The organism is Lonsdalea britannica (assembly GCF_003515985.1).
Classification (GTDB): Bacteria; Pseudomonadota; Gammaproteobacteria; order Enterobacterales; family Enterobacteriaceae; genus Lonsdalea; species Lonsdalea britannica.
Map to the genome: position 1 here is coordinate 3769056 of NZ_CP023009.1, position 21614 is coordinate 3790669.

The 21614-nt window shown below is 57.8% G+C and carries 21 protein-coding genes; 5 read left to right on the forward strand and 16 right to left on the reverse strand.

Annotation, left to right across the window (positions count from 1 at the left end; translation table 11 throughout):
• Nucleotides 1-181: 181 nt before the first annotated feature.
• Nucleotides 182-703 carry a YbaK/prolyl-tRNA synthetase associated domain-containing protein gene (locus CKQ53_RS17230; protein ID WP_094117380.1) on the reverse strand — a complete coding sequence of 174 codons (522 nt, stop codon included), beginning with the start codon at nucleotides 701-703 and terminating at the stop codon, nucleotides 182-184.
• Between the two features lie 327 nt (nucleotides 704-1030).
• Between CKQ53_RS17230 and ypdK the strand changes: the two genes are divergently transcribed.
• Nucleotides 1031-1105 carry a membrane protein YpdK gene (gene ypdK / locus CKQ53_RS19055; RefSeq protein ID WP_118895324.1) on the forward strand — a complete coding sequence of 25 codons (75 nt, stop codon included), beginning with the start codon at nucleotides 1031-1033 and terminating at the stop codon, nucleotides 1103-1105.
• Nucleotides 1106-1233: 128 nt separating this feature from the next.
• Here the strand turns inward: ypdK and CKQ53_RS17240 are convergent, their stop codons facing one another.
• Genes CKQ53_RS17240 through gspC form a run of 12 tightly spaced genes read right to left on the reverse strand, consistent with a single transcriptional unit; the run spans nucleotide 1234 to nucleotide 12533 of the window.
• Entirely contained in the window at nucleotides 1234-2073 is an 840-nt protein-coding gene (locus CKQ53_RS17240; RefSeq protein WP_094117379.1) for a prepilin peptidase, read from the reverse strand.
• 33 nt (nucleotides 2074-2106) lie between these two features.
• Entirely contained in the window at nucleotides 2107-2601 is a 495-nt protein-coding gene (gspM, locus tag CKQ53_RS17245; RefSeq protein WP_100053488.1) for a type II secretion system protein GspM, read from the reverse strand.
• On the reverse strand, nucleotides 2598-3800 hold the full coding sequence (gene gspL, locus CKQ53_RS17250; protein WP_118895226.1) for a type II secretion system protein GspL: 1203 nt from the start codon (nucleotides 3798-3800) through the stop codon (nucleotides 2598-2600). Before gspL ends, gspM begins: the two co-directional genes overlap by 4 nt.
• A complete protein-coding gene (gene gspK, locus CKQ53_RS17255) occupies nucleotides 3797-4777 on the reverse strand; it encodes a type II secretion system minor pseudopilin GspK (protein ID WP_118895228.1) in 981 nt (326 codons plus the stop codon). The genes gspL and gspK overlap by 4 nt, the downstream gene beginning before the upstream one ends.
• A 14-nt stretch (nucleotides 4778-4791) precedes the next feature.
• Nucleotides 4792-5505, reverse strand: coding sequence for a type II secretion system minor pseudopilin GspJ (gene gspJ / locus CKQ53_RS17260; RefSeq protein WP_094117378.1), 714 nt, complete (start codon nucleotides 5503-5505; stop codon nucleotides 4792-4794).
• Nucleotides 5495-5881 (reverse strand): type II secretion system minor pseudopilin GspI, encoded by a 387-nt coding sequence (gspI, locus tag CKQ53_RS17265; RefSeq protein ID WP_094117377.1) that lies wholly within the window; start codon nucleotides 5879-5881, stop codon nucleotides 5495-5497. The genes gspJ and gspI overlap by 11 nt, the downstream gene beginning before the upstream one ends.
• A complete protein-coding gene (gene gspH / locus CKQ53_RS17270) occupies nucleotides 5878-6393 on the reverse strand; it encodes a type II secretion system minor pseudopilin GspH (protein ID WP_094117376.1) in 516 nt (171 codons plus the stop codon). The genes gspI and gspH overlap by 4 nt, the downstream gene beginning before the upstream one ends.
• Nucleotides 6393-6836, reverse strand: coding sequence for a type II secretion system major pseudopilin GspG (gene gspG, locus CKQ53_RS17275; RefSeq protein WP_094117375.1), 444 nt, complete (start codon nucleotides 6834-6836; stop codon nucleotides 6393-6395). The genes gspH and gspG overlap by 1 nt, the downstream gene beginning before the upstream one ends.
• 29 nt (nucleotides 6837-6865) lie before the next feature.
• Nucleotides 6866-8092 carry a type II secretion system inner membrane protein GspF gene (gene gspF / locus CKQ53_RS17280; protein WP_094117374.1) on the reverse strand — a complete coding sequence of 409 codons (1227 nt, stop codon included), beginning with the start codon at nucleotides 8090-8092 and terminating at the stop codon, nucleotides 6866-6868.
• Between the two features lies 1 nt (nucleotide 8093).
• Entirely contained in the window at nucleotides 8094-9593 is a 1500-nt protein-coding gene (gene gspE / locus CKQ53_RS17285) for a type II secretion system ATPase GspE (protein ID WP_162896379.1), read from the reverse strand.
• Complete coding sequence (gene gspD / locus CKQ53_RS17290) at nucleotides 9590-11680, reverse strand: type II secretion system secretin GspD (RefSeq protein WP_244201060.1); 2091 nt, start codon at nucleotides 11678-11680, stop codon at nucleotides 9590-9592. The genes gspE and gspD overlap by 4 nt, the downstream gene beginning before the upstream one ends.
• Before the next feature lie 43 nt (nucleotides 11681-11723).
• Nucleotides 11724-12533 carry a type II secretion system protein GspC gene (gene gspC / locus CKQ53_RS17295; RefSeq protein ID WP_094117479.1) on the reverse strand — a complete coding sequence of 270 codons (810 nt, stop codon included), beginning with the start codon at nucleotides 12531-12533 and terminating at the stop codon, nucleotides 11724-11726.
• Between the two features lie 274 nt (nucleotides 12534-12807).
• Here gspC and gspB point away from each other — a divergent pair, with 274 nt between their 5' ends.
• Nucleotides 12808-13296 (forward strand): type II secretion system assembly factor GspB, encoded by a 489-nt coding sequence (gene gspB / locus CKQ53_RS17300; RefSeq protein WP_118895230.1) that lies wholly within the window; start codon nucleotides 12808-12810, stop codon nucleotides 13294-13296.
• Here the strand turns inward: gspB and gspS are convergent.
• A complete protein-coding gene (gene gspS / locus CKQ53_RS17305; RefSeq protein WP_094117372.1) occupies nucleotides 13293-13676 on the reverse strand; it encodes a type II secretion system pilot lipoprotein GspS in 384 nt (127 codons plus the stop codon). The genes gspB and gspS overlap by 4 nt on opposite strands.
• A 106-nt stretch (nucleotides 13677-13782) precedes the next feature.
• Nucleotides 13783-15018 carry an alanine transaminase gene (gene alaC, locus CKQ53_RS17310; RefSeq protein WP_085652186.1) on the reverse strand — a complete coding sequence of 412 codons (1236 nt, stop codon included), beginning with the start codon at nucleotides 15016-15018 and terminating at the stop codon, nucleotides 13783-13785.
• A 677-nt stretch (nucleotides 15019-15695) separates the two neighbouring features.
• Here alaC and dgcN point away from each other — a divergent pair.
• From dgcN to CKQ53_RS17325, 3 genes are read left to right on the forward strand one after another with little or no spacing between them, the layout of a single operon-like run.
• A complete protein-coding gene (dgcN, locus tag CKQ53_RS17315; protein WP_094117371.1) occupies nucleotides 15696-16697 on the forward strand; it encodes an N-acetyltransferase DgcN in 1002 nt (333 codons plus the stop codon).
• Nucleotides 16694-17674, forward strand: coding sequence for an N-acetyl-D-Glu racemase DgcA (dgcA, locus tag CKQ53_RS17320; RefSeq protein WP_118895232.1), 981 nt, complete (start codon nucleotides 16694-16696; stop codon nucleotides 17672-17674). The genes dgcN and dgcA overlap by 4 nt, the downstream gene beginning before the upstream one ends.
• A gap of 41 nt (nucleotides 17675-17715) precedes the next feature.
• Complete coding sequence (locus CKQ53_RS17325) at nucleotides 17716-18576, forward strand: D-amino-acid transaminase (protein WP_085652183.1); 861 nt, start codon at nucleotides 17716-17718, stop codon at nucleotides 18574-18576.
• A gap of 387 nt (nucleotides 18577-18963) precedes the next feature.
• On the opposite strand, the gene CKQ53_RS17335 is transcribed toward CKQ53_RS17325, so the two are convergent.
• Nucleotides 18964-21420, reverse strand: coding sequence for a DUF3772 domain-containing protein (locus CKQ53_RS17335; RefSeq protein ID WP_094117478.1), 2457 nt, complete (start codon nucleotides 21418-21420; stop codon nucleotides 18964-18966).
• Between the last annotated feature and the right edge of the window lie 194 nt (nucleotides 21421-21614).

Below are 21614 nucleotides of genomic sequence, written 5' to 3' on the forward strand. Positions count from 1 at the left end.
GCCCTGCGCCCCCATATTGACGCGCTGTCGTTGCCCGGCGCGCGAGGAAGGCTCCACATTTTACAAATTGATAACAATATAGCTTAAGTTAACAGCCTAGCACGGTGATTTGCATTTGTATCGGGGTTCTCTGCATCAAATTTTGCGCTCCGTCACAGGGCATTGCGCGATCTGACGGAGGCTAATGTGCAGCCATTTCACCCGACGCCGAGGGCGATAACCGGATAAATTCCAGCTCGCGCGGCTGGGCGATGCGCCGATAATCCTGCGTGTTCAGTATCAGCGAACGTTCCAGAGATCCTGCGTTGAACGCCAGTTCATCAAAACGGGAAAACAGGAGCGGATCGGCCACCAGCAGCAGATCGGGATGGAAGCTGAACGGCGGGATCGCGCCGAATACGCAGCGCGTCAATATCTCCACTTCCGCCGGACTGGCCAGCGAAGCGCGCGTTCCGCCAAGTCCCTGAGCCAGTCGCTGCAAATCCGCCTGACAATCGGCGGGCAGTACCGCCAGAACATGCTGGCGTAAACCGTTACCCTTCACGTGGCATACCAGCGCTTTAGCGCCCTGCCCCAACGCCGTCCCCCGCTGAGCGGCGACCTCTTCCGAGCGCCCGGCGCTGGCGTGTTCGACCACCCGATAGCGCGCCTGTCCTTGATCGAGCTGTGCGCATAATTGCGAAAAAATAGAAGGAGTTTGCATCGGTTTTCCTATATCCGTTATCTCGTCGACCCGCACACAGAATAAACGCGTCGATGACCAAGTGGCAAAGATCCGTGCGATCGCACTCGATTTCCGCATTCTGCCGGGGATACCTCTTGAATTCCTCCCCATACCCAGCGTAGATTGGGCGCCGGTAAAATGCGGCCCCAGAGCCGTGCCGTCATCTCCGACCAGAGAGCGTTTCGACCTGACTCATCAGGCGACCGTTTCTCTGCATAATGGATAAGTCATGCGCATCATAGCGATACAATCATCATAACGATGCAATCATCATCGCGACACGGTGGTTGCTGGAGAGAATAATCAGTGAAGTACTTCTTTATTGCGGTTTCGTTTATTTTGGTTCTATGGATTGGAACATTTATGATGATGGTGAACTGATTCGGCCACGTGATCGAATCCCACTGTCTCTACCGGGTAAAACACCTCCCTTGCAGCACCCTCGATAGGCTGATGGATCGTCCCTTGGCCTGATAAGGACCCGCCCCACTTTGGGGCCGACGTCCCCCTTATCCTAGCGCGTTCAAAACCAGACCAATCGCACCAGCCAGCGCCAGCCAAGGGCCGAAGGCCAGTGGGGCCTGTAAACTACCGCCACGGATCAATCGCCATAACAGCGTCAGCATCAGTCCCGCCAGCGAAGCGATCAACACCAGATTCGGCAAGACGGCCCATCCCAGCCATGCCCCCAACGCCGCCAGCAGTTTGAAGTCTCCGTAACCGAGCGCTTCTTTGCCGGAAAACCAGCGAAACGCCCAGTAGATCAGCCACAAAGACACATATCCCGCTACCGCGCCTACCACCGCCTGTGAGAGCGGCACGAACGTCCCGTCAACATTGAACAGCAGACCCACCCACAATAGCGGCAGCGTCAGCACATCCGGCAACAGGCGGGTATGGATATCCACCAGAGCTAACGTCAGCAGGACGCTGAAAAGCACCAGACCGCCCAACAGCGCTTCTCCGGGCGGCCACAGCAGACCCGCTAGCAGGAACAGGAGACCACTCATCAGCTCCGTCAGCGGATAACGCCAGGAAATCGGCCGATCGCAGCAGTGCGAACGTCCGCGCAGCCACAGCCAGCTCAGCAGCGGTATGTTATCTCTGACGCGCAGCCGCTGACGACAGCGCGGACAGGAAGACGGCGGCCAGCAGAGATCGTAACGCTCGCCAGACCTCGGCTCGTCCATGCCCAGAGTTCGGCAGGCTTCTTGCCGCCAGCGTCGCGCCAGCATGAGGGGCAAGCGATGGATCACCACATTCAAAAAACTACCGACAATGAGACCCAGCAGCACCAGCGCCGCCAGCCATACCAGCGGAAATGTCCCGGCAAACGCAGCCAACTCCATGAGCATGATTCCTTTTTTCTGGGAAAGGGAGCGTTAAGGCAACCGCTCCAGCGACAGCTTGTTGATGGCGACAATGCCCGAGTGGTCTGTCTGCGCGGCCACTTCCAGCTCCTGCGTCACAACGCCGTTTTTCTGTTCCAACTCCGCGAGCCAGCGCATCAGGGTGGCGAAATCGCAGGGGGACAGCGTCAGCATGATGCGTTCATCCTGTGGTTGCAGCCGCTGAATGGTAATCCCGCTGTGGGCGGCGCTCTGGGGGATCAGCTCCGTCAGATTGATATCCCGCCCTTCGACTTCGCGAGGCTGCGAGCCAGGCGGCGGCAGTCTGGATTCCTGCTGGCGCATCCATGTCACCGCCTGTCGTTCACGCTCGGCGGCCTGACGCCAACGCAGCCCCTGCTGATGCCAAGGCTGCCAAAGCAGACTGTAAATCAGCCAGACCAACACCAGTCCGGCGGCTATCCCCAATAACAGGCGCTCTCGCGGCTGCATCCCCAGCCAGCGCTGCTGCAATAACATCAAATTCATAGCTTGCTCCTTAGCACCAATTGACCTTCCGTGTGATCCTGCTGTTGCTTCATTTCTCCCGGCGGGATGTCGTAGTAGGCGGATGCCTGCTGACGAAACTGTTCCATTTGGACAAATGAGGCCGCGCGTAGCTGCAACCGCAGCTCGCCCCGCCGACGATCGTAACCCAGCGTCATCAATTGCAATCCATCATGCTGAGCCACCAGCTGTTGCAAACGCCCCACATGCGCCGCCAGCGACGCCGCCGGGTTGCCGCTTCCTGCGGCCCGGAGGTGCTGCTGCATTTGCGCGCGCGGATTAACGACGTGTTCATCGTCAGGGAATAGCGCCCGGTAGACCCGGACGCTTTCTTCCTGCCAGACAGTAGCCTGCCGATAAAGCTGATAGTGATCCCACAGGCTGCTGCCCGTCAGCGCCAACAGGTAGAGCGCGGCGGCGGCAATCACGCCGCGCCAGGGGGCGACGGCCTCACGCCACGGCTCGCCGACGGCGAAATCGCCCTGACGAAGATCCATGCCCGGCGTGACGGGGGCATTCGCCGCCAGTGTCATTAGCGATGTCTCCGGCAACGCCCGCCAGTTTTGCACGCCTGTCGGTAGGGGACTGTAGCTATGAATGGCGGGGCAAACGTCGGCGCTCTCCAGCAGCGTGCGATACCACTCTTCTTCCGCCGCCATCCCCGCGCCAACCGCCGTTCTGAACAGCCACGTCCGTTGGTGAAACACGGCGCTCCAGCCCTCTTCCGCCAACGGCAACGCCAATACGTCCGGCAGAATAACGTGGATAGGGACGCCTATGGACTGGCTCTGCGCCACCCAGCGCGCCATCAGCGTTTTTTGCATCACCGCCACCGTGAAGCGATCTGCCTGCCGGGCGACCACCGCGAAATGCAGCTGTTCGATATCCGACGCCAATTGCTCTTCCAGCATAAATGGAATGGCCTGCCGCCAATGGCGCTGCGTGCGGCGCGGCAGCGTGACGGTGTGAAACGCCATCTCTGTGGCGGGCGTCAGGACGCGAACGGAACTTGCCGGATAGCGCGTCAGTTCAGCCTGCAATTCTTCCCACGTCCCGACGCCCTCCGTCAAAAGGTGAAAAGGCGAAGAGGAGGCGATCAACCACTCGACCTGTTGGTTATCCTCTGCGCCGAGGCGCAGGGTCAGGTCTCGGATCTCGCCCGCTGGCGTCATGTTACTCATCGGTCCATCGTCCTGTATCCCCCGTACTGCCGTTGTATGACATCGATGCGCCGCTTATGGCGATGAAACAGACTGCGCTGATACAACGCGCCCGCGTCTCCCTGAATGCGGACGTCGCCGAAAAACCAGTCGCTTTTGACCGCCAACGCCTGCCGGATATTGCTTTTGCCGGATTCCGGCAACTGCGGCAGCCCTACAAAGGCATCGACATTCTGCCAGCCTTTAGCCGGACGCAGCGCCACTACGCGCGCGGCCTCCTCCGGGCTAAATTTGCCCATCAGCATGGCGGATAACAGCGGCGCCTGTTGTTGCGTCAATGTGTTGATATTGATCGAGAACGTATCCACCGGCAGTACGCACACGTAGGGCAACAATCGGCGGTAGAGGTCCGAATCCACCCCGTTGATCGCCCGCAGCTCCGACACGTCCGCCATCGGCTGATTCGCCGGCTGATAACGCGAGTAGGCGTCGTCTTCGGCCCCGTTCGCTCGCGGCTCGTGGTCTTCGTCCAGCCAGTCGCGAACGGCGGCGGTGACCGCATCGGCCCGCTCGCCTTTCTCGCCTAAAACCACCATTAACTGCCTGAAGACCTGCGCGGCATAAGGCGTCTTTTCAGAAGCCTTAGCCGTCGAAATCGGGCCTGTCGCGAGGGTGTTTTTAGGGCGCGGTTGCAAGGCATTTAAATTTAGGCAGGTCGAGCCATCATAAATCTGGCCGACCATTTCCCGACCGTCGTCCAGTATCTGTCTGTCGACGCGCGACCACGGCTGCCCGATGAAGGTGATTTTCGGCGAGTCTTGCCCATCACGCAGGAGCACGCTGCCCATCAACGCCTCCGCGCCCAGCGCGGTCCACCGAGCCTGCGTTCGGGTCAACAGGCTATCGGTGCGCTGATACGCCGTACCGGTATGCTCCGCCACCGAAGTCGCCACAATAACCATCAGCGCCAGCATCAGCAGCACGACCAACAACGCCATTCCCCGTTGTCGTTTCACTGGCTGTCCTCCGCTGCGCTGTCGCCGGAGGAGGACGAAGCCTCGTCGGAATCGCTCTCGTCAGACTGACCACTCCCGATCTCTTCCAGCTCCTGGTCGTTCTCTTTCGCCTCCGGATCTTCTTGCTGCGGCAGCAGGAACAGGCGTGTGATATCCCCGTAGTCGCGCAGATTGACCGTGACGGAAATTCCTTCCGGCAGCCGATCGGGATCGTCCCAATGATCCTGCCAACCGCCCTCGGAGAAGAAGCTCAGCGTAAAACCGTTGACCTGTGTCAGCAGCGGGCGGATCGCCATCTCCTGCTTCGGTAAGGGCTGTGGAGCGTCGAAAAACAGACGCTCCAGCGTGCCATGGCGCAGACGATACCCGACTCGCTGTAGCTCGGAACGGGGCAGAATACCGAGTGGATTAAGCCAGCCGCTGCGCACGAAGCTGGCGGCGCCGTCTTCGCTTTCCATGCCATAACGCTGGGCGAATAACCCAGGTTCGGCGGCTTCGCTGCGTCGCGGCGTGATTTGGGTGAAATCGCGCTCCATCAGCGTAAAAGTGCGCTGTAACTCGTCGAGTCGGGCGCTTTTACGCGTCGACAGTTCGTCCTGACGCATTACCCCATTTAGCACAGAGGAAACGCTGAGACTCAGGGCGGCAAAGACCACCAGCGCCAGCATCATCTCCAGCAGCGTGAACCCGCGCGAGGCGTTAATTCGCATCACCGTCGTCCTCTCCCGCCTGCGGTATATCGCTGCGTAATATCGCCGCTGGCGTGACGTCATGGCTGCCGTGACGCACCTCAACCTCCACCGCGCGTACGTTGTCATTGCCGCTATCGATGCCCCGATAACGCCAATACCACGTCGATTCCGCGAACATCACGCTGCCGTCGGTCCATGAGGTCGACGGCCACTGTTTTTCCAGCCGCAGCGCCGTCAGCTGATTTTCAGCGATCCAAACGGCGAAGGTTTTCTCTTCCAACCGCCCTAACGTGCTGGCCTGCTGCGCGGTGGTCCTCAATATCGCGAGTCCCGCCAGTGCGAACACCACTAGCGCGACCAGCACTTCCAGCAGCGTCATGCCCCGTTGCTTCATCGCGCGTTGCCCTCTGGGGACGCGCTGAGGATCGCCCCGTTGGGGTCGACCTCCAGCCAGGCGCTGTCCTTCTCGCTTTGCTGAAATTCGAGGCGGAATGGCGTGATTTCGCCTCCCGGCAGGATCAGCAGGGTTGGGGTCGCCTGTGTTGAGGTTACGCCCGGATCAACTTCGCCGTCCTTCCACTGCGCGGTAAAAGCCAGCCGAATATCGGCAGGCAGCGTGATGAGCGAAGAGTCAGAGCGCCACTGATAGGCTTCCGGCACGGAGGCGTCCGTCGGCTCCAGCACCGCCAGCTGCCAGCTGCGCGGCGCGATATAGAACCCCAGTACGCGATCGTTCTGCTGGCTGTCGGCCACCGCGCGCTCCAGCTGCGCCCGAAAGCGCGCCATCTGCCACTGCGCATCCCTCGGTTTTTGCTGCGGAAACGCCATCATCACCAGCGTGGCCGAGACGCCGGCCAACAGCACAACCAGCATCATTTCCAGCAGAGTGAAACCGCGCTGACGCATCACGGATTCTCGCTATGCGCCCCGTTGCCGATATTCCAGTTGCCGATATCGTCTTCACTGTCCGGCATACCGTCCGGACCGTAGGAGAAGACGTCGATGCGGCCGTGGTTACCGGGGCTAAGAAGCTGATAGTCCGCGCCCCAAGGGTCTTGCGGCAGACGACGAATATAACCATCCTGCGCGTAGTTGCGAGGTTCTGGCTGCGTGTTCGGCTTTTTCACCAGCGCTGACAGGCCTTGCTCCGTGGTGGGATAGCGGCTGTTGTCCAGTTTGTACATATCAAGCGCACTCTCCAGCGCCACGATATCGCTGACGGCTTTCTGTCGATCGGCCTTTTCTTTGTTGCCCATCAGATTAGGCACCACCAGGCTGGCCAGTACGCCGAGAATAACGATCACCACCATGATTTCTAACAGGGTAAAGCCCCGCTGACGTTGTTCCATTTTGTTGTTTCCTTTGACGTTATTCGAAATTACATACTCATGAGAGTGTTCAATTGCAGAATCGGCTGGAGAATGGCCAGCACGATGAAAAGCACAACCCCCGCCATCGTGACGACCAGTAGCGGTTCAAAAAGGCCCAGCGCCAACGTGACCTGAGCGCTGAATTCGCGATCCTGATTGTCCGCCGCGCGCGCCAGCATGGCGTCGAGATCGCCGCTGCGTTCGCCGCTGGCGATCATGTGCCGCATCATGGGGGGAAACAGCGATGTCTGTTGTAAGGCCTGATGCAGGCTGACGCCTTCGCGCACCGCTTCCGTCGCCTGCATGAGCCGTTGGCGGGCATCGTCATTGCTCAGCACGTCGCCGCTGATGCGCATTGCCTGTAACAGCGGCACGGCGCTGGCGTTGAGGATGCTGAGCGTGCGGGCATAGCGCGCGGTATTGAGCCCGCGCAATACGCGCCCGATTACCGGCAGCCGCAGGAGAAATCGATGGAAAGACAGCCGATATTTGTCCTGCCGCAGCAGCCAGCGGCCAACCAGCATCACCAGCGCCAACAGCAGCAGCATCCACGGTCCGCCGAGACGTACCCCATCGCTGATCCCCATCAGTAGCCGCGTGGAAAAAGGCAGCGCCTGTTTCATATGGACGAACTGGTCCACGACTTTAGGCACCACGGCGGAGAGCAAGATGCACACCACCGCGATGGCGACCAGCGTCAGGACGCAGGGATAGATCATCGCCTGTTGAATACGACTGCGCATCTGCTGGCGCTGCTCGGTGTAGTCCGCCAGCCGATTGAGGACGATATCCAGATGGCCGGAGGCTTCGCCCGCCGCGACCATCGCGCAGTACAACCGTTCGAAGCTGCCGGGAAAGCTGCCAAGCGCCTCCGCCAGCGAATGTCCTTCGACGACTTTGGCCCGCACGGCCGCCATCAGCGTACGCAGGCCGGCTTTTTCGCTCTGCTCCGCCACCGCGGCCAGCGCTTCTTCCAGCGGCAGCGCAGCGGCGACCAGCGTCGCCAGCTGTCGCGTCAACAGGGCCATATCGCTGGCCCCGATGCGTTGAGATCGCCATAACGTTATGAACCCGGCGTCGCGAGCATGGCCCCCGTCGCGCTGTGGTTCCAGCGTCAGCGCCACCAGGCCTTTCTCTCGCAACAGCTGTCGGGCCTGACGCGCCGAGTCAGCCTCCTGAACACCGCGGCTGCGTTTTCCCTGCGCGTTCAGCGCCTGATAGTGAAACAGCGCCATCTCATTCCGCCCTTGTCACACGCACCACCTCATCCCAGGTGGTGTTGCCCGCGATGACCTGCTGCAAGCCGCTCTGCCGCAGCGATCCCCAGCGTTCGCCGAGCCGTTGAGCAATTTGCTGCTCACCTTCCCGCTGGTGAATGGCCGTTCGAATATCGTCGTCGATCGGCAGCAGTTCGTGGATCGAGGTACGCCCGCGATAGCCCGTTTCATTGCAGGCTGGACAGCCCCCGGCGCGATACAGCCGGGTGCCGGGCGCGACGCCCATCAGCGTCGCCTGTTCCGCGCTAACCGAGTAGGGCTGGCGGCAGTCCTGACACAGGGTGCGCACCAACCGCTGCGCCAACACGCCAAGCAGGGAGGTCGATAACAGAAACGGCTCCACGCCCATGTCCGTCAGGCGGGAAAGCGCGCCGAGCGCGCTGTTGGTATGCAGCGTCGACAGGACCAGATGCCCGGTCAGCGAGGCTTGTACGGCGATCTGCGCCGTCTCGCCATCGCGGATCTCCCCCACCAGCACGACGTCCGGGTCCTGACGAAGGATGGCGCGCAGCCCGCGCGCGAACGTCATGCCGACCTTGGTGTTTACCTGCGTCTGGGCAATGCCATCCAGCTCATACTCGATAGGATCTTCCACCGTCATGATGTTGCGTTCGGTGGCGTTGAGGCGACTCAGCGCCGCATACAACGTGGTGCTTTTGCCCGAGCCGGTCGGCCCGGTGACCAGAATGATGCCGTGCGGCCGGTGGATCAGTTCGTCTATCTCACGCTGATGCGCGGCGCTCATGCCCAACGCGGCCAGATCCAGCCTCACGCTGTCTTTGTCCAGCAAGCGCAGCACCACGCGTTCACCGTAGTTGGAGGGCAACGTTGAAACACGCACGTCGATGGCGCGACCGCCGATACGCAGTACCATGCGCCCATCCTGAGGCACGCGTTTTTCAGCGATATCCAGCTTCGCCATGACTTTGATGCGGGAGACCAACAGAGGGGCCAGCTGACGCGGAGGACGCAGGATTTCCCGCAGCACGCCGTCAATCCGGAAGCGGATCAGCAGGTTACGCTCGTAGGTTTCGATATGGATGTCGGAAGCTTTATACTTGATCGCCTCCGTCAGCATGGCGTTGATCAGACGGATGATCGGGGCGTCGTCGTCCGCATCCAGCAGATCGTCGCTGTCCGGCAGCTCTTCGGCCAGCGTGTAGAAGTCGATATCGTTGCCGATGTCTTCCATCAGCTGCTGTGCGGCGGCCGAGTCACGCTGGTAGTGCTGCACCAACGCCCGCTCAAATTCCGCTTCGCTGAGGCGACTCACACTTAACGAAACGCCCGCCACGCGTCGGGCTTCTAAAAAAGCGTCGGGCTGCGTTTCGGCCACGCAGAAGACCTGTGCCACTGCCTGACCGCCACCTTCCTGCAACAGCAGTATTTTATGGCTGCGGGCATAGGCGAACGGCAGGACCGGATGAAGTCCTGGCGCCGCCACGTCCCGCACGCTCATCGCCCCTCCCGAGCATAGAACGACGAGATGGCCGCCTGCACCTGACGGAATACCATTGTGTCGCCGCCCGCAGGCAGATGTAGCGTGTCGTTATCCAGCACCGCGCCGCTGGCGCGCGTGGCGCCACGCTGTTGCTGCTGTTCATCGTTGAAGGCGCGATATTTGTTTATCGTCGCCGTCTGATACTGCATGCCGTCACGAATAATGGTCGGACGCAGAAACAGCATCAGGTTACGCTTGGTCACCTGACGGCTTTTGGAGCGGAACAAATTGCCGATCACCGGGATGTCCCCCAGGAACGGCACCTTGCTGTCCGTTTCCAGTGTGGTCTTGTCGAGCAGACCGCCGACCACCACGGTTTCGCCGCTTCCGACCAGCACGGCGTTGTTGACGGTACGGGTGTTGAATGTTGCGCCCAGACTGCTGGTGCTGCTCGACGAGGAATCCGCCACGCTGGACACCTCCTGCGCGATCTGCAGCAGCACAGAGTCCCCTTCGTTGATCTGCGGTTTGACCTTCAGCTTGATGCCGACGGTCTTACGCTCCACGGTGGTAAAAATGTTGTCCGCCGAGGTGGTTTGAGAGCCTGACAGTACCGGCACTTCCTGACCGACGTTGAAGGTGGCTTCCATGTTATCCAGCGTGACGATGCTGGGCGTCGCCAGCACGTCGTTTTTCGAGTTGCTGGACAACGCCGTCAGCAGCATCGACCAGTTGCCCTGATAAAACCCGGCGGCAATCCCGCTGAAGCTGCTGAGCACGCTGGAATAACTACTGGTCAGCGTGCCGTCGGCGCGATACTGATCGGAGCCGACCATCGCCGTTGAAATCGGCATCCCCGTACTGGTGAACTGCGTCATGCCCGCCCGTTTATTGGCCCACTGGATGCCAAGATTCAATCCGTCCGCATCCTGCACTTCGGCGATGATCGCCTCCACCAGCACCTGAGGACGACGGATATCCAGCTGATCGATGACCTGTTCCAAATCGCTCATGATGTCGGGCGGCGCGGTGATAATCAGCGCGTTGGTCTGATCGTGCGCGCGGATGGTGACCTCTTTCCCCTGAATCATGATGGTCTTGCCGCCGGAGCTGCCGCTAGAGCTGAACGCCGAGCCAAAACCGAGGCTACTACTGCCGTTAGACGAAGCGCTGTCCTCGCTATTGGAGGAGGACGACGACGACGAGGATGAACTGCCGCTGTTCTGGGTACTGTGCGACGTGCTGGGCGTGCTTGAACTATTACGGCTGCCGCTGGTGCCGCTTCCCGCCAGCACTTCCAGCAGCTCCACCGCCTTGGCGTATTTAAGGTAGATGACCTTGGTGCCGCCCTGCACGACCTGCTTGCGGTCGAGCTGGCGAATCATCTGTACCGCGCGCTGACGCGACTTTTCTTCGCCGCTGACGATGACCGAATTGGTCCGGCTATCCGCGACCACATTCGCCAACACGCTGCTCGGCAACGCGTTTTTCTCATCGGTTTTATTGAGGTTGTTCACCAGCTTGACCATATCGTCCGCCGAGGCGAAGTTGAGCGGAACCGTGGTCATATCCCGACCGCCGATTTTCTCCACCCGAGCGACGATCTCAAGCATGTGCTTCACCACCGCCGCGCGGCCCGTCATCAGCAGCGTATTGGACGGTTCGTAATGCACCACGCTCCCTGCCCCGGCGCTATCGTTCAGTTGACGTAACAGCGGTGCGAGGTCGCGCGCGGCGACATTATTCAGCGCGACAACCCGCGTCACAATTTCATCGCCGTGGCCCGGTTGCTCATCGCTGGCCAGCGGGATGGCGGCGGTTTTCGCATCTTTGGCCCGCACGACTTTCAGTACCCCGTTGTCCTGCGCAACGACGGAAAAACCATAGACGTCCAGCACGCTCAGAAAGAACTGGTAATACTGCTGTTCGTTCATCATGTCGTAGCTGCGGACGGTAATGGTGCCGCGCACGCTGGGGTCGATAATGACGGTTTTATTGAGGTTTTTACTGACGGTGTTGATGAATTCCTGAATGTCGGTGCCTTTAAAACTGGCCGAGAATTCAGCGCTCCAGCACCAGCACGACGCCAACAGCAGCGAACCGATTGCCGCTCGTTCCCATCGTTTGATCACTCCTTTGCTCAGCACGTTACTCTTCGCCCCCAATTTCCATGTAGATATCTTGTTGTTGCCCTTCCCGTTCGACGGTCAGGGTGAATGTATGAATTTCCGGTATCCGCTCCATGGCGGTTTTCGCCTGCGCTTCATCGCGCAGATCCAGCCCGTTCAGGGCGATAATTACATCGCGATCCTGCAACCCGACCCGGTAAAAGACGTCGGGATGCCGACCCGGCGAGATACGGTATCCGCTCAATTTGTTGTCATTGATCAGCGGCGAGAGCTCAAGGTAGTCGCTAATCGGCGATGAGGGCCGCGGCTGGAGCTGCTGCAAAGCGGCCGTGTCGGTCTGGGTCTCTTCACCGCCGGGCTGTTCGTACAACCTGAGAACCTCGTGACGCCCCTGATAGAGCAGAACCACGCTGTCGGCGTGGATCGCCACCAGTTTGGCGTCGTCGTAGGGCAGAGATTCGTTAGGGCTACAGCTAAACTGTTGGTTATCTTTGCTGAAGATAGCGATGGAATGCGCGGCGTCCTGACTGAGCAATACGCCCGTCAGCGCCAGATGCAGGGAAGACAGCGGTAGCGCATCGGGGCGTTCGGCGTCCAGATCGGGAGCATCGGCTTTTTCGGGCGCAACGCCAAATAGAGAGAAGTCGGTCGGGAGCGCGGAAGAGGAAGGTGGCGGAAGTGTCGCCGATCGCGCGACGACAGGCTGCGGGGCCGGATCACGGTGTTGAAACAACGACGCCATCTGCAAAACGGTCAACAGCAGAAACAGCGCCAGCAGGCCCCGCCTGAGCGTCCGTGGCGTTAACGATGGCAATTTTACTTTATCCATGAGAAACATTATCCCTATGCCCTGGCAACGATGCCCTGCCCATCCATCAAAGCCATTTCGGCCCTGTCGTCACCCCTCAGGCTATCCATTCCCCCGAGAAAAAAACGGGTATATGATGCCACGGACGGCCGAATTAAGGAACGCCCCTCTTAGCGTCCCCCCTCGCGATATCAGTGTATTCACGTCAAAATGCGAACCTTCGCGCAAATCTGGCGTTCGGCACACCCAAAGCGGGTCAGAATGGAATCAATTGAATGATATTTAAGGAAAAAATGTGGACGGCGCACCGGAAGTAACCCCATCGCATCCGATTTCGCGGGGCTATGTCATTCCCGGCTATCTGCTAGGCCTTTACGCCCTGCTGCTGTTCGCTCTGGGATGGCTAGGACATCAGCGCTGGCAGGAGTTTCGGCAGGTAGCCTACCCGCCCTCTCACAGCGTCGTGACGCCCCCCCAACACGCGGCAACATTGCCTGCCAGCACCGCTGCCACACCGTCTGCCTCTTCCGCCGATAACGGCAAGCTCCCCGCTTTTACCTACAGTGCGCACGTGTTTACGTCGGAACCTGAGCGGCGCAGCATCACGCTAAACAACCAACGTTATCACGAAGGCGAGAGCCCATTTAGCGGCGTGGTGATCGAGCAGATACAGCAAGATGTCACCGTATTCAGCGTGAACGGCGACCCTTTTATTCTCGATGCGTTGGAGGATTGGCCGGGTGGAAAACCAGAATCTTCTGAGCAAAAATCGTCGTTACCTTAACCGCGAATCGCGCTGAGGAACGGAGAAACGGACAAATTAAACGCAGAACACTGCTGATCTTTCGGCGTCCCGTCTTTCAATAAGCCTTCATACAGGGTGTCGCTCAACGGCGGGAGCATTTGAAATCCGCTGACATCCCACCCCTTCTTTTCCCCCTGACGCAGCGCGCCGCGCATCAGCGTATTGTCATCCGGCAAGTCGCTGCGATTGCACTGTGTACGCAGATATTTTCCGGCCGCCACCAACGACGCAAGCTGATTGATTTGCTCATCCTGGGTGGCTCTCGCGTTTGCAGAGCGGGATGAGGAAGACGACTGGCAACCGGCCATAATCAGGCAGCAGAAGGTAAAACCGATGATGTGAAGCGAAGAGAAACGCATGACTTGATTCGTCCTTTTGATGAAACATCCGTGGGGAAAGCCGAACTCTCGTCGTCTGGCGATAAGGTGAACGACGAAAGCCCGGCTTTTCCGATGAGGCTAAATGCTAGGCGCTATGACCGTGTTTTTTTTGCGACGCAGGCAGAATACCATCCGCGCGGAACATGGACTTGATGCCCCTGACCGCCTGACGAATACGATCCTGATTCTCGATGAGCGCGAAACGAACGTGGGTGTCGCCGTAGTCGCCGAAACCAATTCCCGGCGATACGCACACTTTGGCTTCCGCCAGCAGTCGTTTAGCAAATTCCAGCGAGCCTAAGTGCGCGTATGCATCCGGGATTTTCGCCCACACGTACATCGACGCTTTCGGTTCGTCGACCATCCAGCCCGCTTCATGAAGCCCGCGCACCAGCACGTTACGGCGCTGACGATACTGCTCCGCGATATCGCGCACGCACTGTTGATCGCCTTCCAACGCCGCAATCGCGGCAACCTGCAGCGGCGTAAAGGTACCGTAATCGTGATAGCTTTTAATTCTGGCTAGCGCATTGACCAGCTCAGGATTGCCCACCATAAAGCCGATCCGCCATCCAGCCATGTTATAGCTTTTAGACAGGGTAAAAAACTCTACCGCGATATCCTTGGCGCCGGGCACCTGCATGATGGAAGGCGCCTGCCAGCCGTCGTAAACGATATCGGCATAGGCCAGATCGTGTACCACCAGTACGTCATATTGCTTCGCCAGCGCGACGACTCGCTCAAAGAAGTCCAGTTCGACGCACTGTGCCGTCGGGTTGGAAGGGAACCCCAGAATCATCATCTTGGGTTTAGGAATACTTTCGCGGATAGCGCGTTCCAGCTCGTTGAAGAAGTCAACGCCGTCCACCAGCGGCACCGAGCGAACCTGCGCGCCGGCGATCACCGCGCCGTAAATATGAATGGGATAGCTGGGGTTCGGCACCAATACCGTGTCGCCGTGATCCAATGTCGCCAGCATCAGGTGCGCCAGCCCCTCTTTGGAGCCGATGGTGACGATAGCTTCGCTGTCCGGGTCGATATCGACCTGATAGCGATCGGCGTACCAGCGTGAGATCGCTCTGCGCAGACGCGGAATGCCGCGGGACGTCGAATAGCCATGCGTATCTTCACGCTGGGCGACCGTACAGAGCTTTTCAACGATATGCGGCGGCGTGGGGCCATCCGGGTTGCCCATACTGAAATCGATGATGTCTTCGCCGCGACGACGCGCAGCCATTTTCAATTCAGCGGTGATGTTGAAGACATAAGGGGGAAGACGATCGATGCGCGAAAAACGGCGCGGGGAGTTGCTATCAGCCATAGATACCTCGTAGTCACGTAAGCGCCCGGACCGTCCGAGCGACGTATCGACCCGCGAACGGGTCAGCTTTCAAGCTATCCCAGATTCCAGGCGCTGTCGATAAGCTCGGCGTAAAAATTTAACGCCTTACTCACCCATATGCGAAACGACGTATGACGGAGCTCTCGTCCTCGCATGGAACAAGCCGGGCAGACTCGCCGCGTCATTTTAGCGGTATTTATTTCCGAAGCATTTTTAGAAAGGCATTAAAATAAAGCGCTCGCAGCGACTTGAAAAACTGACGTCCAACCGACCGAATGGGAGGCCATATTGCATTATTTTGGGGCCCCGTTATAAATCATTCTCACCAAAAGAGAGCAAACGGACATAAAAATATAAAATCATTAAAAATCAATAAACTAAAAAATAAATAATAAAAATACCGCCTGATTTTTTTATTAAAAAAACGACAATTCCAAATATAAAAAATTATCGATATTAAACTTCAAAACAGGAATATATATTGAAATTTAAAACCATGAAAACGCTGATTATGTAGATATAAAAACTGAATGACCACCCACATTGACAACAATATATCTATCGTTATTATCGAGGAAACGGACACACCTTCTCGCCCTTAAAAAGCCTGACGCATTATTAATGAGTTACACCTAAATTTAATTCGAGGATGCATGATGGATATCAAAAAGCCTTATTTGTTATTTCTGGGTGATGCGCACGATCAGCTGGCCGCCAAAGTGGCCATCGGCATCAAGCAATGGCATCCCGAATATTGTGTAGGTCAATATCGCATGGAAGGCTGTCACGCAGACTGCCAACTGCCGGATATGGATATCGCGACGGCCCGCGCCGCCGGAGCACAAACGCTGGTGATTGGCGTCGCCAACCGGGGCGGGATTATTTCTGACGCGTGGATAACCGTATTAAGCGAAGCGCTGGAAAGCGGCATGGATCTGGCCGCCGGGCTGCACAACCGTCTTGCCGACGTGCCCGAACTCAGCGCGCTGGCGGCCAAATTGGGACGTCAACTCTTCGATGTTCGCCATCCAACCCAAACCTTTCCTGTCGCCAATGGTCGCAAACGTACCGGCAAACGACTGCTTCCGGTCGGCACCGACTGCTCCTGCGGCAAGATGTATACCGCCTTGGCGATTGAAAAAGAGCTGCTTGCGCGCGGTGAGAAGGCGACCTTTCGAGCGACCGGGCAGACCGGTATTCTGATTAGCGGCTCAGGCGTCAGCATCGACGCCGTGGTGTCCGACTTTACCGCCGGTGCCGTCGAAGTGCTCGCCCCGGCCAATGACGCGGACCATTGGGATGTGATCGAAGGTCAAGGATCGCTGTTTCATCCGTCCTTTGCGGGCGTAACCACCGGCATCATCCACGGCGCTCAGCCAGATGCGCTGGTGCTGTGTCATGAACCGACGCGTAAGACCATGCGCGGCGTCGACTATCCGATCCCCGATCTCGCCGCCTGCATGGCGCTGAACCTCTCCATGGCGCATCTGACCAATCCCAATGCGCGCTTCGTCGGTATCTCCGTCAATACGTCGGCGCTCGATGAAGCCGCGGCGCAAAAATTTCTTTCCGAGACGGAACGCAAGTTCGGCCTGCCGGTGGTCGATCCCTTCCGTCAGGGCGTTGGACGCATCGTTGACCAGTTGGCAGACCTATGACAACACTTCACGTTTCCCATGAAAGCTGGCCGCTGCAAGGCACCTTCACCATATCGCGCGGCAGCAAAACGCAGGCTGATGTCGTCGTCGTCGCGCTGAGCGCAGGCGGTGCGACAGGCTATGGCGAGTGCGTTCCCTATGCGCGTTATGGTGAGTCCATTGATAGCGTGATCGCGCAGATCCGATCGCTGGAAGACGATCTCCGCAACGGGCTGGATCGCATGGCACTCCAACAGCGTCTACCCTCGGGCGCGGCGCGTAACGCCGTCGACTGCGCCTTTTGGGATTTGGAATGTAAACAGTCCGGACAGCGAATTTGGCAGAGGCTGCCGCTATCGGCGCCCGAGGTGCTCGAAACCGCCTACACCTTGTCGTTAGATACGCCAGATAACATGCGTAAAGCCGCACAGCGGCAGTCAACAAGACCCTTGCTGAAGCTCAAGCTGGCGGACCAAGACGACTTGGCGAGAGTAGCCGCCGTGCGTGAAGGCGCACCCGCTGCGCGCCTGATTGTTGACGCCAACGAGGGCTGGAACGCCGAACTGTATCTGAAACTGGTGCCCGAGCTGGCGGCGCTGGGCGTAACGATGATTGAGCAGCCACTCCCCGCCGGGCAAGACAGCGAACTTGAGGTGTTGCCGCATCCCATTCCCATCTGCGCCGACGAGTCGTGCCATGACTGCGATTCGCTGACCGCCATCGCGGGCTATTACGACATGATTAATATCAAGCTGGATAAAACAGGCGGTCTGACCGAGGCCATACGCCTGCGCGACGAAGCCAAAAAAGCAGGCTTGCAGATTATGGTCGGCTGTATGGTCGGTACGTCGCTGTCGATGGCACCGGCTACTTTTGTGGCGCAAGGCGCTCAGGTGGTCGATCTGGACGGCCCCCTGTTGTTACAACGGGATCGAGATCATGGTCTGCAATATGATGGCAGCCTCATCGCACCACCTACCGCGGCACTATGGGGCTAACGCATATGCTGCGCTAAATGACGAGTTAGAGGAGTGTTGTAATGCAACGTCTTGTTTATGTTGACGGCCGCTATGTGCAGGAGCAGGAAGCGTCTGTTTCCGTGTTCGACCGCGGTTTTCTGTTCGCGGATGCCGTCTATGAAGTGACCGCCGTAGTCAACGGCAAACTGGCCGAGTTCGATGGTCATATGACCCGGCTCCAGCGCTCTTGTCGAGAGCTATCGCTGACGCTGCCGGTCAGCGTTGAAGAGCTCAAAAATATTCATCAGGCGTTAATCGAAAAAAACCAGATGCAGGAAGGCGCTATCTACCTGCAATTGACGCGCGGTAACGCGGGAGATCGTGATTTTCACTTTCCCGGCGCCGACGTGAAATCGACGCTGGTTCTCTTTACTCAGGCTCGACCGGTGTTGGAAAACCCGGTAGCAGAGCGCGGGCTAAGAGTGGTGACCTGCCCGGATATTCGTTGGCATCGCCGCGACATCAAAACCGTAAGTCTGCTGGCGGCCTGTCTCGCGAAAGAATTTGCCCATGCGCACAACGCCGAAGATGCCTTTATGGTGGAGAATGGCTTTGTGACGGAAGGGAGTTCTTGCAACTGCTATATCGTGCTGCACGATAATACGGTGGTGACCCGCCCTCTCAGCAACGACATCCTGCACGGCATCACCCGCAAGGCTATCTTGCAGTTGGCGGAGCAGGATGGCATCCAGTTGGAAGAAAGACTTTTCACGCCGGAAGAAGCCTATCACGCTAAAGAGGTGTTTATCAGCTCCGCCACCACCTTCGTTCTGCCGGTGGTCACGCTTGATGACCGCACCATTGGCGACGGCAAACCAGGCCCGATTACACGTCGTCTGCGTGACATCTATATCGACATGGTTAAGCAGCAAACACGCTAAACGCAGAGCGTTTGAGATAGCCTCTCGAAGCCGACAGAGACACGACATATGACCCTATGACGTAGCGTCTGTCGGCTTACCCTTTCCAAACTGTCTGTCATGACCTACCGCCATCCAGTTGGAAAGCTGTTACATCAACACATCAGCACATCAGCACATCAGCACATCAGCACATCAGCACATCAGCACATCAGCACATCAGCACATCAGCACATCAGCACATCAGCACATCAGCACATCAGCACATCAGCACATCAGCACATCAGCACATCAGCACACTGCCTCCTGTTTAGGGGAAGCCCGCCAGCTTTTTTTCATTTCATCGACACATCCAACCGCACGTATCTGTGCCCCCTTCCTTAACGGATCCTTAGCCCGCAAGTCCCTTTAGGTTCGCGGCACATCATCGCCCAGAAGAGGCGGGACGACGGTTGATGTATTCTGCGCATTCTCCAGCACCATGCGTTGAGGCACCGCCAGCGGAATGCTTGCAGCACGCAGCCGTTTGATTATTTCGAATAGCAGGTCGCTTTTCACACTCGCCACCAGACGAGGACTGTTGACGTACCCTGTCACGCTGAGCACCATGCCGTTTGCGCTTAATTGACTGAATGTGACGGAAGGCGCGGGACTCGTCAAAATCCCTTCGTGCTCGGTATAGGAGTCCAACAGAATCGTCCGGGCCTCATCGGGGTCGGTGTCCAGCGGGAAAGACAACGCCAGCGTCGCGACGCCGAGCGCATTGCCCATCGTAATATTGCGCACGTTCTGCGAGATAAACTGCGAGTTGGGCACAATGACCGTCGACAGGTCGCTGAGCTGAATTTCCGTCGCGCGGACATTGATGCGCCGGATATCCCCTTCGACGCCGCTGATATTAACCAGATCGCCTACTTTAACCGGACGCTCCGTCAGCAAAATCACCCCTGAGATAAAGTTTTTCACTATCTCCTGCAAACCGAAGCCGATCCCCACCGACAGCGCGCTGACGATCCACGCCAACTTGTTCCACTGAATGCCGAGGGTAGCCAGCGTCAGCAGGATGATGATGATATAGCCGACGTTGCTGAACATGGTAACCATCGACGCCCGAATTCCACGATCCAGCGTGGTTTTCGGCAGAAAATCATTTTCCAGCCAACGCCGTGAAGAACGCATGGCGTACAGGGCAATCGCGAGAAAAATCAGCGCGTCCACTAATCTTGCAGGAACGATGCGCAGGTTTTCCAGCCCTTTTCCACCCCAGATGTCCAGCGCTTTTTGCATCAGCTCCAGCGGCGTTGTGGTGCCAAACGTCCCATTCAGCAAGGCAACGGCGGCCATTAAAATCAGGAAGACTTTACCTGCGGCAGAGAGTAATGCCGTGGCCTGCGAAAGATGACGATCATCGAGATTAAGGGAGCTTTTGATGCGCTGACCGCTGAGGTTATTCGGTGAAAACAAACTTTCACACGTATCGGACACCAGCGTGGAAAAGAGGTAGAGGCAGGAGAATACAATCGCTATCCATACCAGTTCGTAGATCAAAAAACGCGCCAGAGAGATATAACCGATGACCAGAGAAACCAACACGGCAAAGGTCGTCAGCAGAACCGCCAGATGAATGATCCCTGAAAGCGTGGAACGCGCTTCCGGTTGCTCACCAGTTGCCACCATCTGACGCCGTATCTGATTGCTTCTCAGCGCGACCATACCCGTCGTCAATGCCAGGAAGAGCGTCGCCAGTCCATTGACCACAATCGTGACCGCGACCGTAGTGCCCATCGTAATGGTCACCTGTTCGATGATCCCGAATATCAGAATGATTAACGCCGCAATCACCGGAAACGGCGTCATCGCCTTCGCGACCGGATTGGAAATCGCGGGAAGACGCCATGAGGGCCGCTGATTGGACAGGAATGCTCTCCCCAATCCGGCAATCATTGAGCAGAACACCGTCAGGCGTACCAACGTATCCATAAAAGAGGCAACACGATCAGAGGCGATATCATGACGCGTAAAGGTATAGTCGACCAGATTAGCGGCAATCCCGATCGTCAGCACGGTAGACATGACGGTCGCTGTCGCCAGAAAGCTCCGTCGCAACCGCCCTTCCGGCAGCTTATGAATCCCCAACCAAGCTAGATATTTTTCCAGATACTTGCCGCCCAACGTCACCAGCGCCAGCGCAACCAGCAGAAATATCGCCGACCCCCAACGCCAATCTGCGCTCCACGCGCCGTTGAAGGCACTTGCCACCTGCTCAGAAAACGAGGATAGGCGGCTTACGTCCTCCGGCTGTGGGTTCACAATCGGCGACCAGAATCGGGCGCCAAAAAGGCTGCCCGAGTCGAGCGCCAACTGGGTTTTTAAGGCGTTGCGTCGCAGGTTGACAATTTGCGTCGAGAGATTGGCCGCGCTGGCGTGCAGCGCCTGTATTTGTTCTAACTGAGAATCCAGATTGGCTTTTTTCTGATTGAGGCTGTTGCGTTTATGCGTCACCTCATTGGTTTCATTGAGCGCAGATCCGGAATCGGGTTCTGGTCCCAGCACATTAAGCTGCGACTGCATTTGTGAACGAAGCGGTGTCACAATCGCCGAGAGTTCGTCCGCTTTACTGATCAATTGCTGAGTCTGATCGTTCAGGTCGCCGAACTTGCTGTCGTTGTTCACCCCCGAGACCTGCTGCTTGATGCTGTCCAACTGTTTCTGCAGTTGGACCAATTCAGCATCAACATTGACGTCAGACTCGCCATTTGCCTGTGCAGATTGAGATGCCGTCTCCGCCGCCACGCCATATCCCATCGGCAAGACCAAAACCGCACACAAAAAAACACGCATCAATACGGAAAATAAAGTTGGCATATAGCGAAAGGTTCCCAGGTTCATCAGAGACGGCGGATATCCATACACCCACACCAGACTGGCTAAAGTGTAATCCAATAGTACAAAAGTAGGGCAAAGTTCCAATCAGAGGAGACCGTAATTGCGCATCTTATCGCGCTAGCTAAGGTTCACGATGAAACGAAAAAGGGCTTTTTGCGATGAGGCTCGAAAAA

Bases quoted from the DNA above. Each gene is read 5' to 3' on its own strand.
- CKQ53_RS17230 (WP_094117380.1), bottom strand. From the start codon at position 703: ATGCAAACTCCTTCTATTTTTTCGCAATTATGCGCACAGCTCGATCAA.
- CKQ53_RS17240 (WP_094117379.1), bottom strand. From the start codon at position 2,073: ATGGAGTTGGCTGCGTTTGCCGGGACATTTCCGCTGGTATGGCTGGCG.
- gspM (WP_100053488.1), bottom strand. From the start codon at position 2,601: ATGAATTTGATGTTATTGCAGCAGCGCTGGCTGGGGATGCAGCCGCGA.
- gspL (WP_118895226.1), bottom strand. From the start codon at position 3,800: ATGAGTAACATGACGCCAGCGGGCGAGATCCGAGACCTGACCCTGCGC.
- gspK (WP_118895228.1), bottom strand. From the start codon at position 4,777: ATGGCGTTGTTGGTCGTGCTGCTGATGCTGGCGCTGATGGTTATTGTG.
- gspJ (WP_094117378.1), bottom strand. From the start codon at position 5,505: ATGCGAATTAACGCCTCGCGCGGGTTCACGCTGCTGGAGATGATGCTG.
- gspI (WP_094117377.1), bottom strand. From the start codon at position 5,881: ATGAAGCAACGGGGCATGACGCTGCTGGAAGTGCTGGTCGCGCTAGTG.
- gspH (WP_094117376.1), bottom strand. From the start codon at position 6,393: ATGCGTCAGCGCGGTTTCACTCTGCTGGAAATGATGCTGGTTGTGCTG.
- gspG (WP_094117375.1), bottom strand. From the start codon at position 6,836: ATGGAACAACGTCAGCGGGGCTTTACCCTGTTAGAAATCATGGTGGTG.
- gspF (WP_094117374.1), bottom strand. From the start codon at position 8,092: ATGGCGCTGTTTCACTATCAGGCGCTGAACGCGCAGGGAAAACGCAGC.
- gspE (WP_162896379.1), bottom strand. From the start codon at position 9,593: ATGAGCGTGCGGGACGTGGCGGCGCCAGGACTTCATCCGGTCCTGCCG.
- gspC (WP_094117479.1), bottom strand. From the start codon at position 12,533: ATGGATAAAGTAAAATTGCCATCGTTAACGCCACGGACGCTCAGGCGG.
- gspS (WP_094117372.1), bottom strand. From the start codon at position 13,676: ATGCGTTTCTCTTCGCTTCACATCATCGGTTTTACCTTCTGCTGCCTG.
- alaC (WP_085652186.1), bottom strand. From the start codon at position 15,018: ATGGCTGATAGCAACTCCCCGCGCCGTTTTTCGCGCATCGATCGTCTT.
- dgcN (WP_094117371.1), top strand. From the start codon at position 15,696: ATGGATATCAAAAAGCCTTATTTGTTATTTCTGGGTGATGCGCACGAT.
- dgcA (WP_118895232.1), top strand. From the start codon at position 16,694: ATGACAACACTTCACGTTTCCCATGAAAGCTGGCCGCTGCAAGGCACC.
- CKQ53_RS17325 (WP_085652183.1), top strand. From the start codon at position 17,716: ATGCAACGTCTTGTTTATGTTGACGGCCGCTATGTGCAGGAGCAGGAA.
- CKQ53_RS17335 (WP_094117478.1), bottom strand. From the start codon at position 21,420: ATGCCAACTTTATTTTCCGTATTGATGCGTGTTTTTTTGTGTGCGGTT.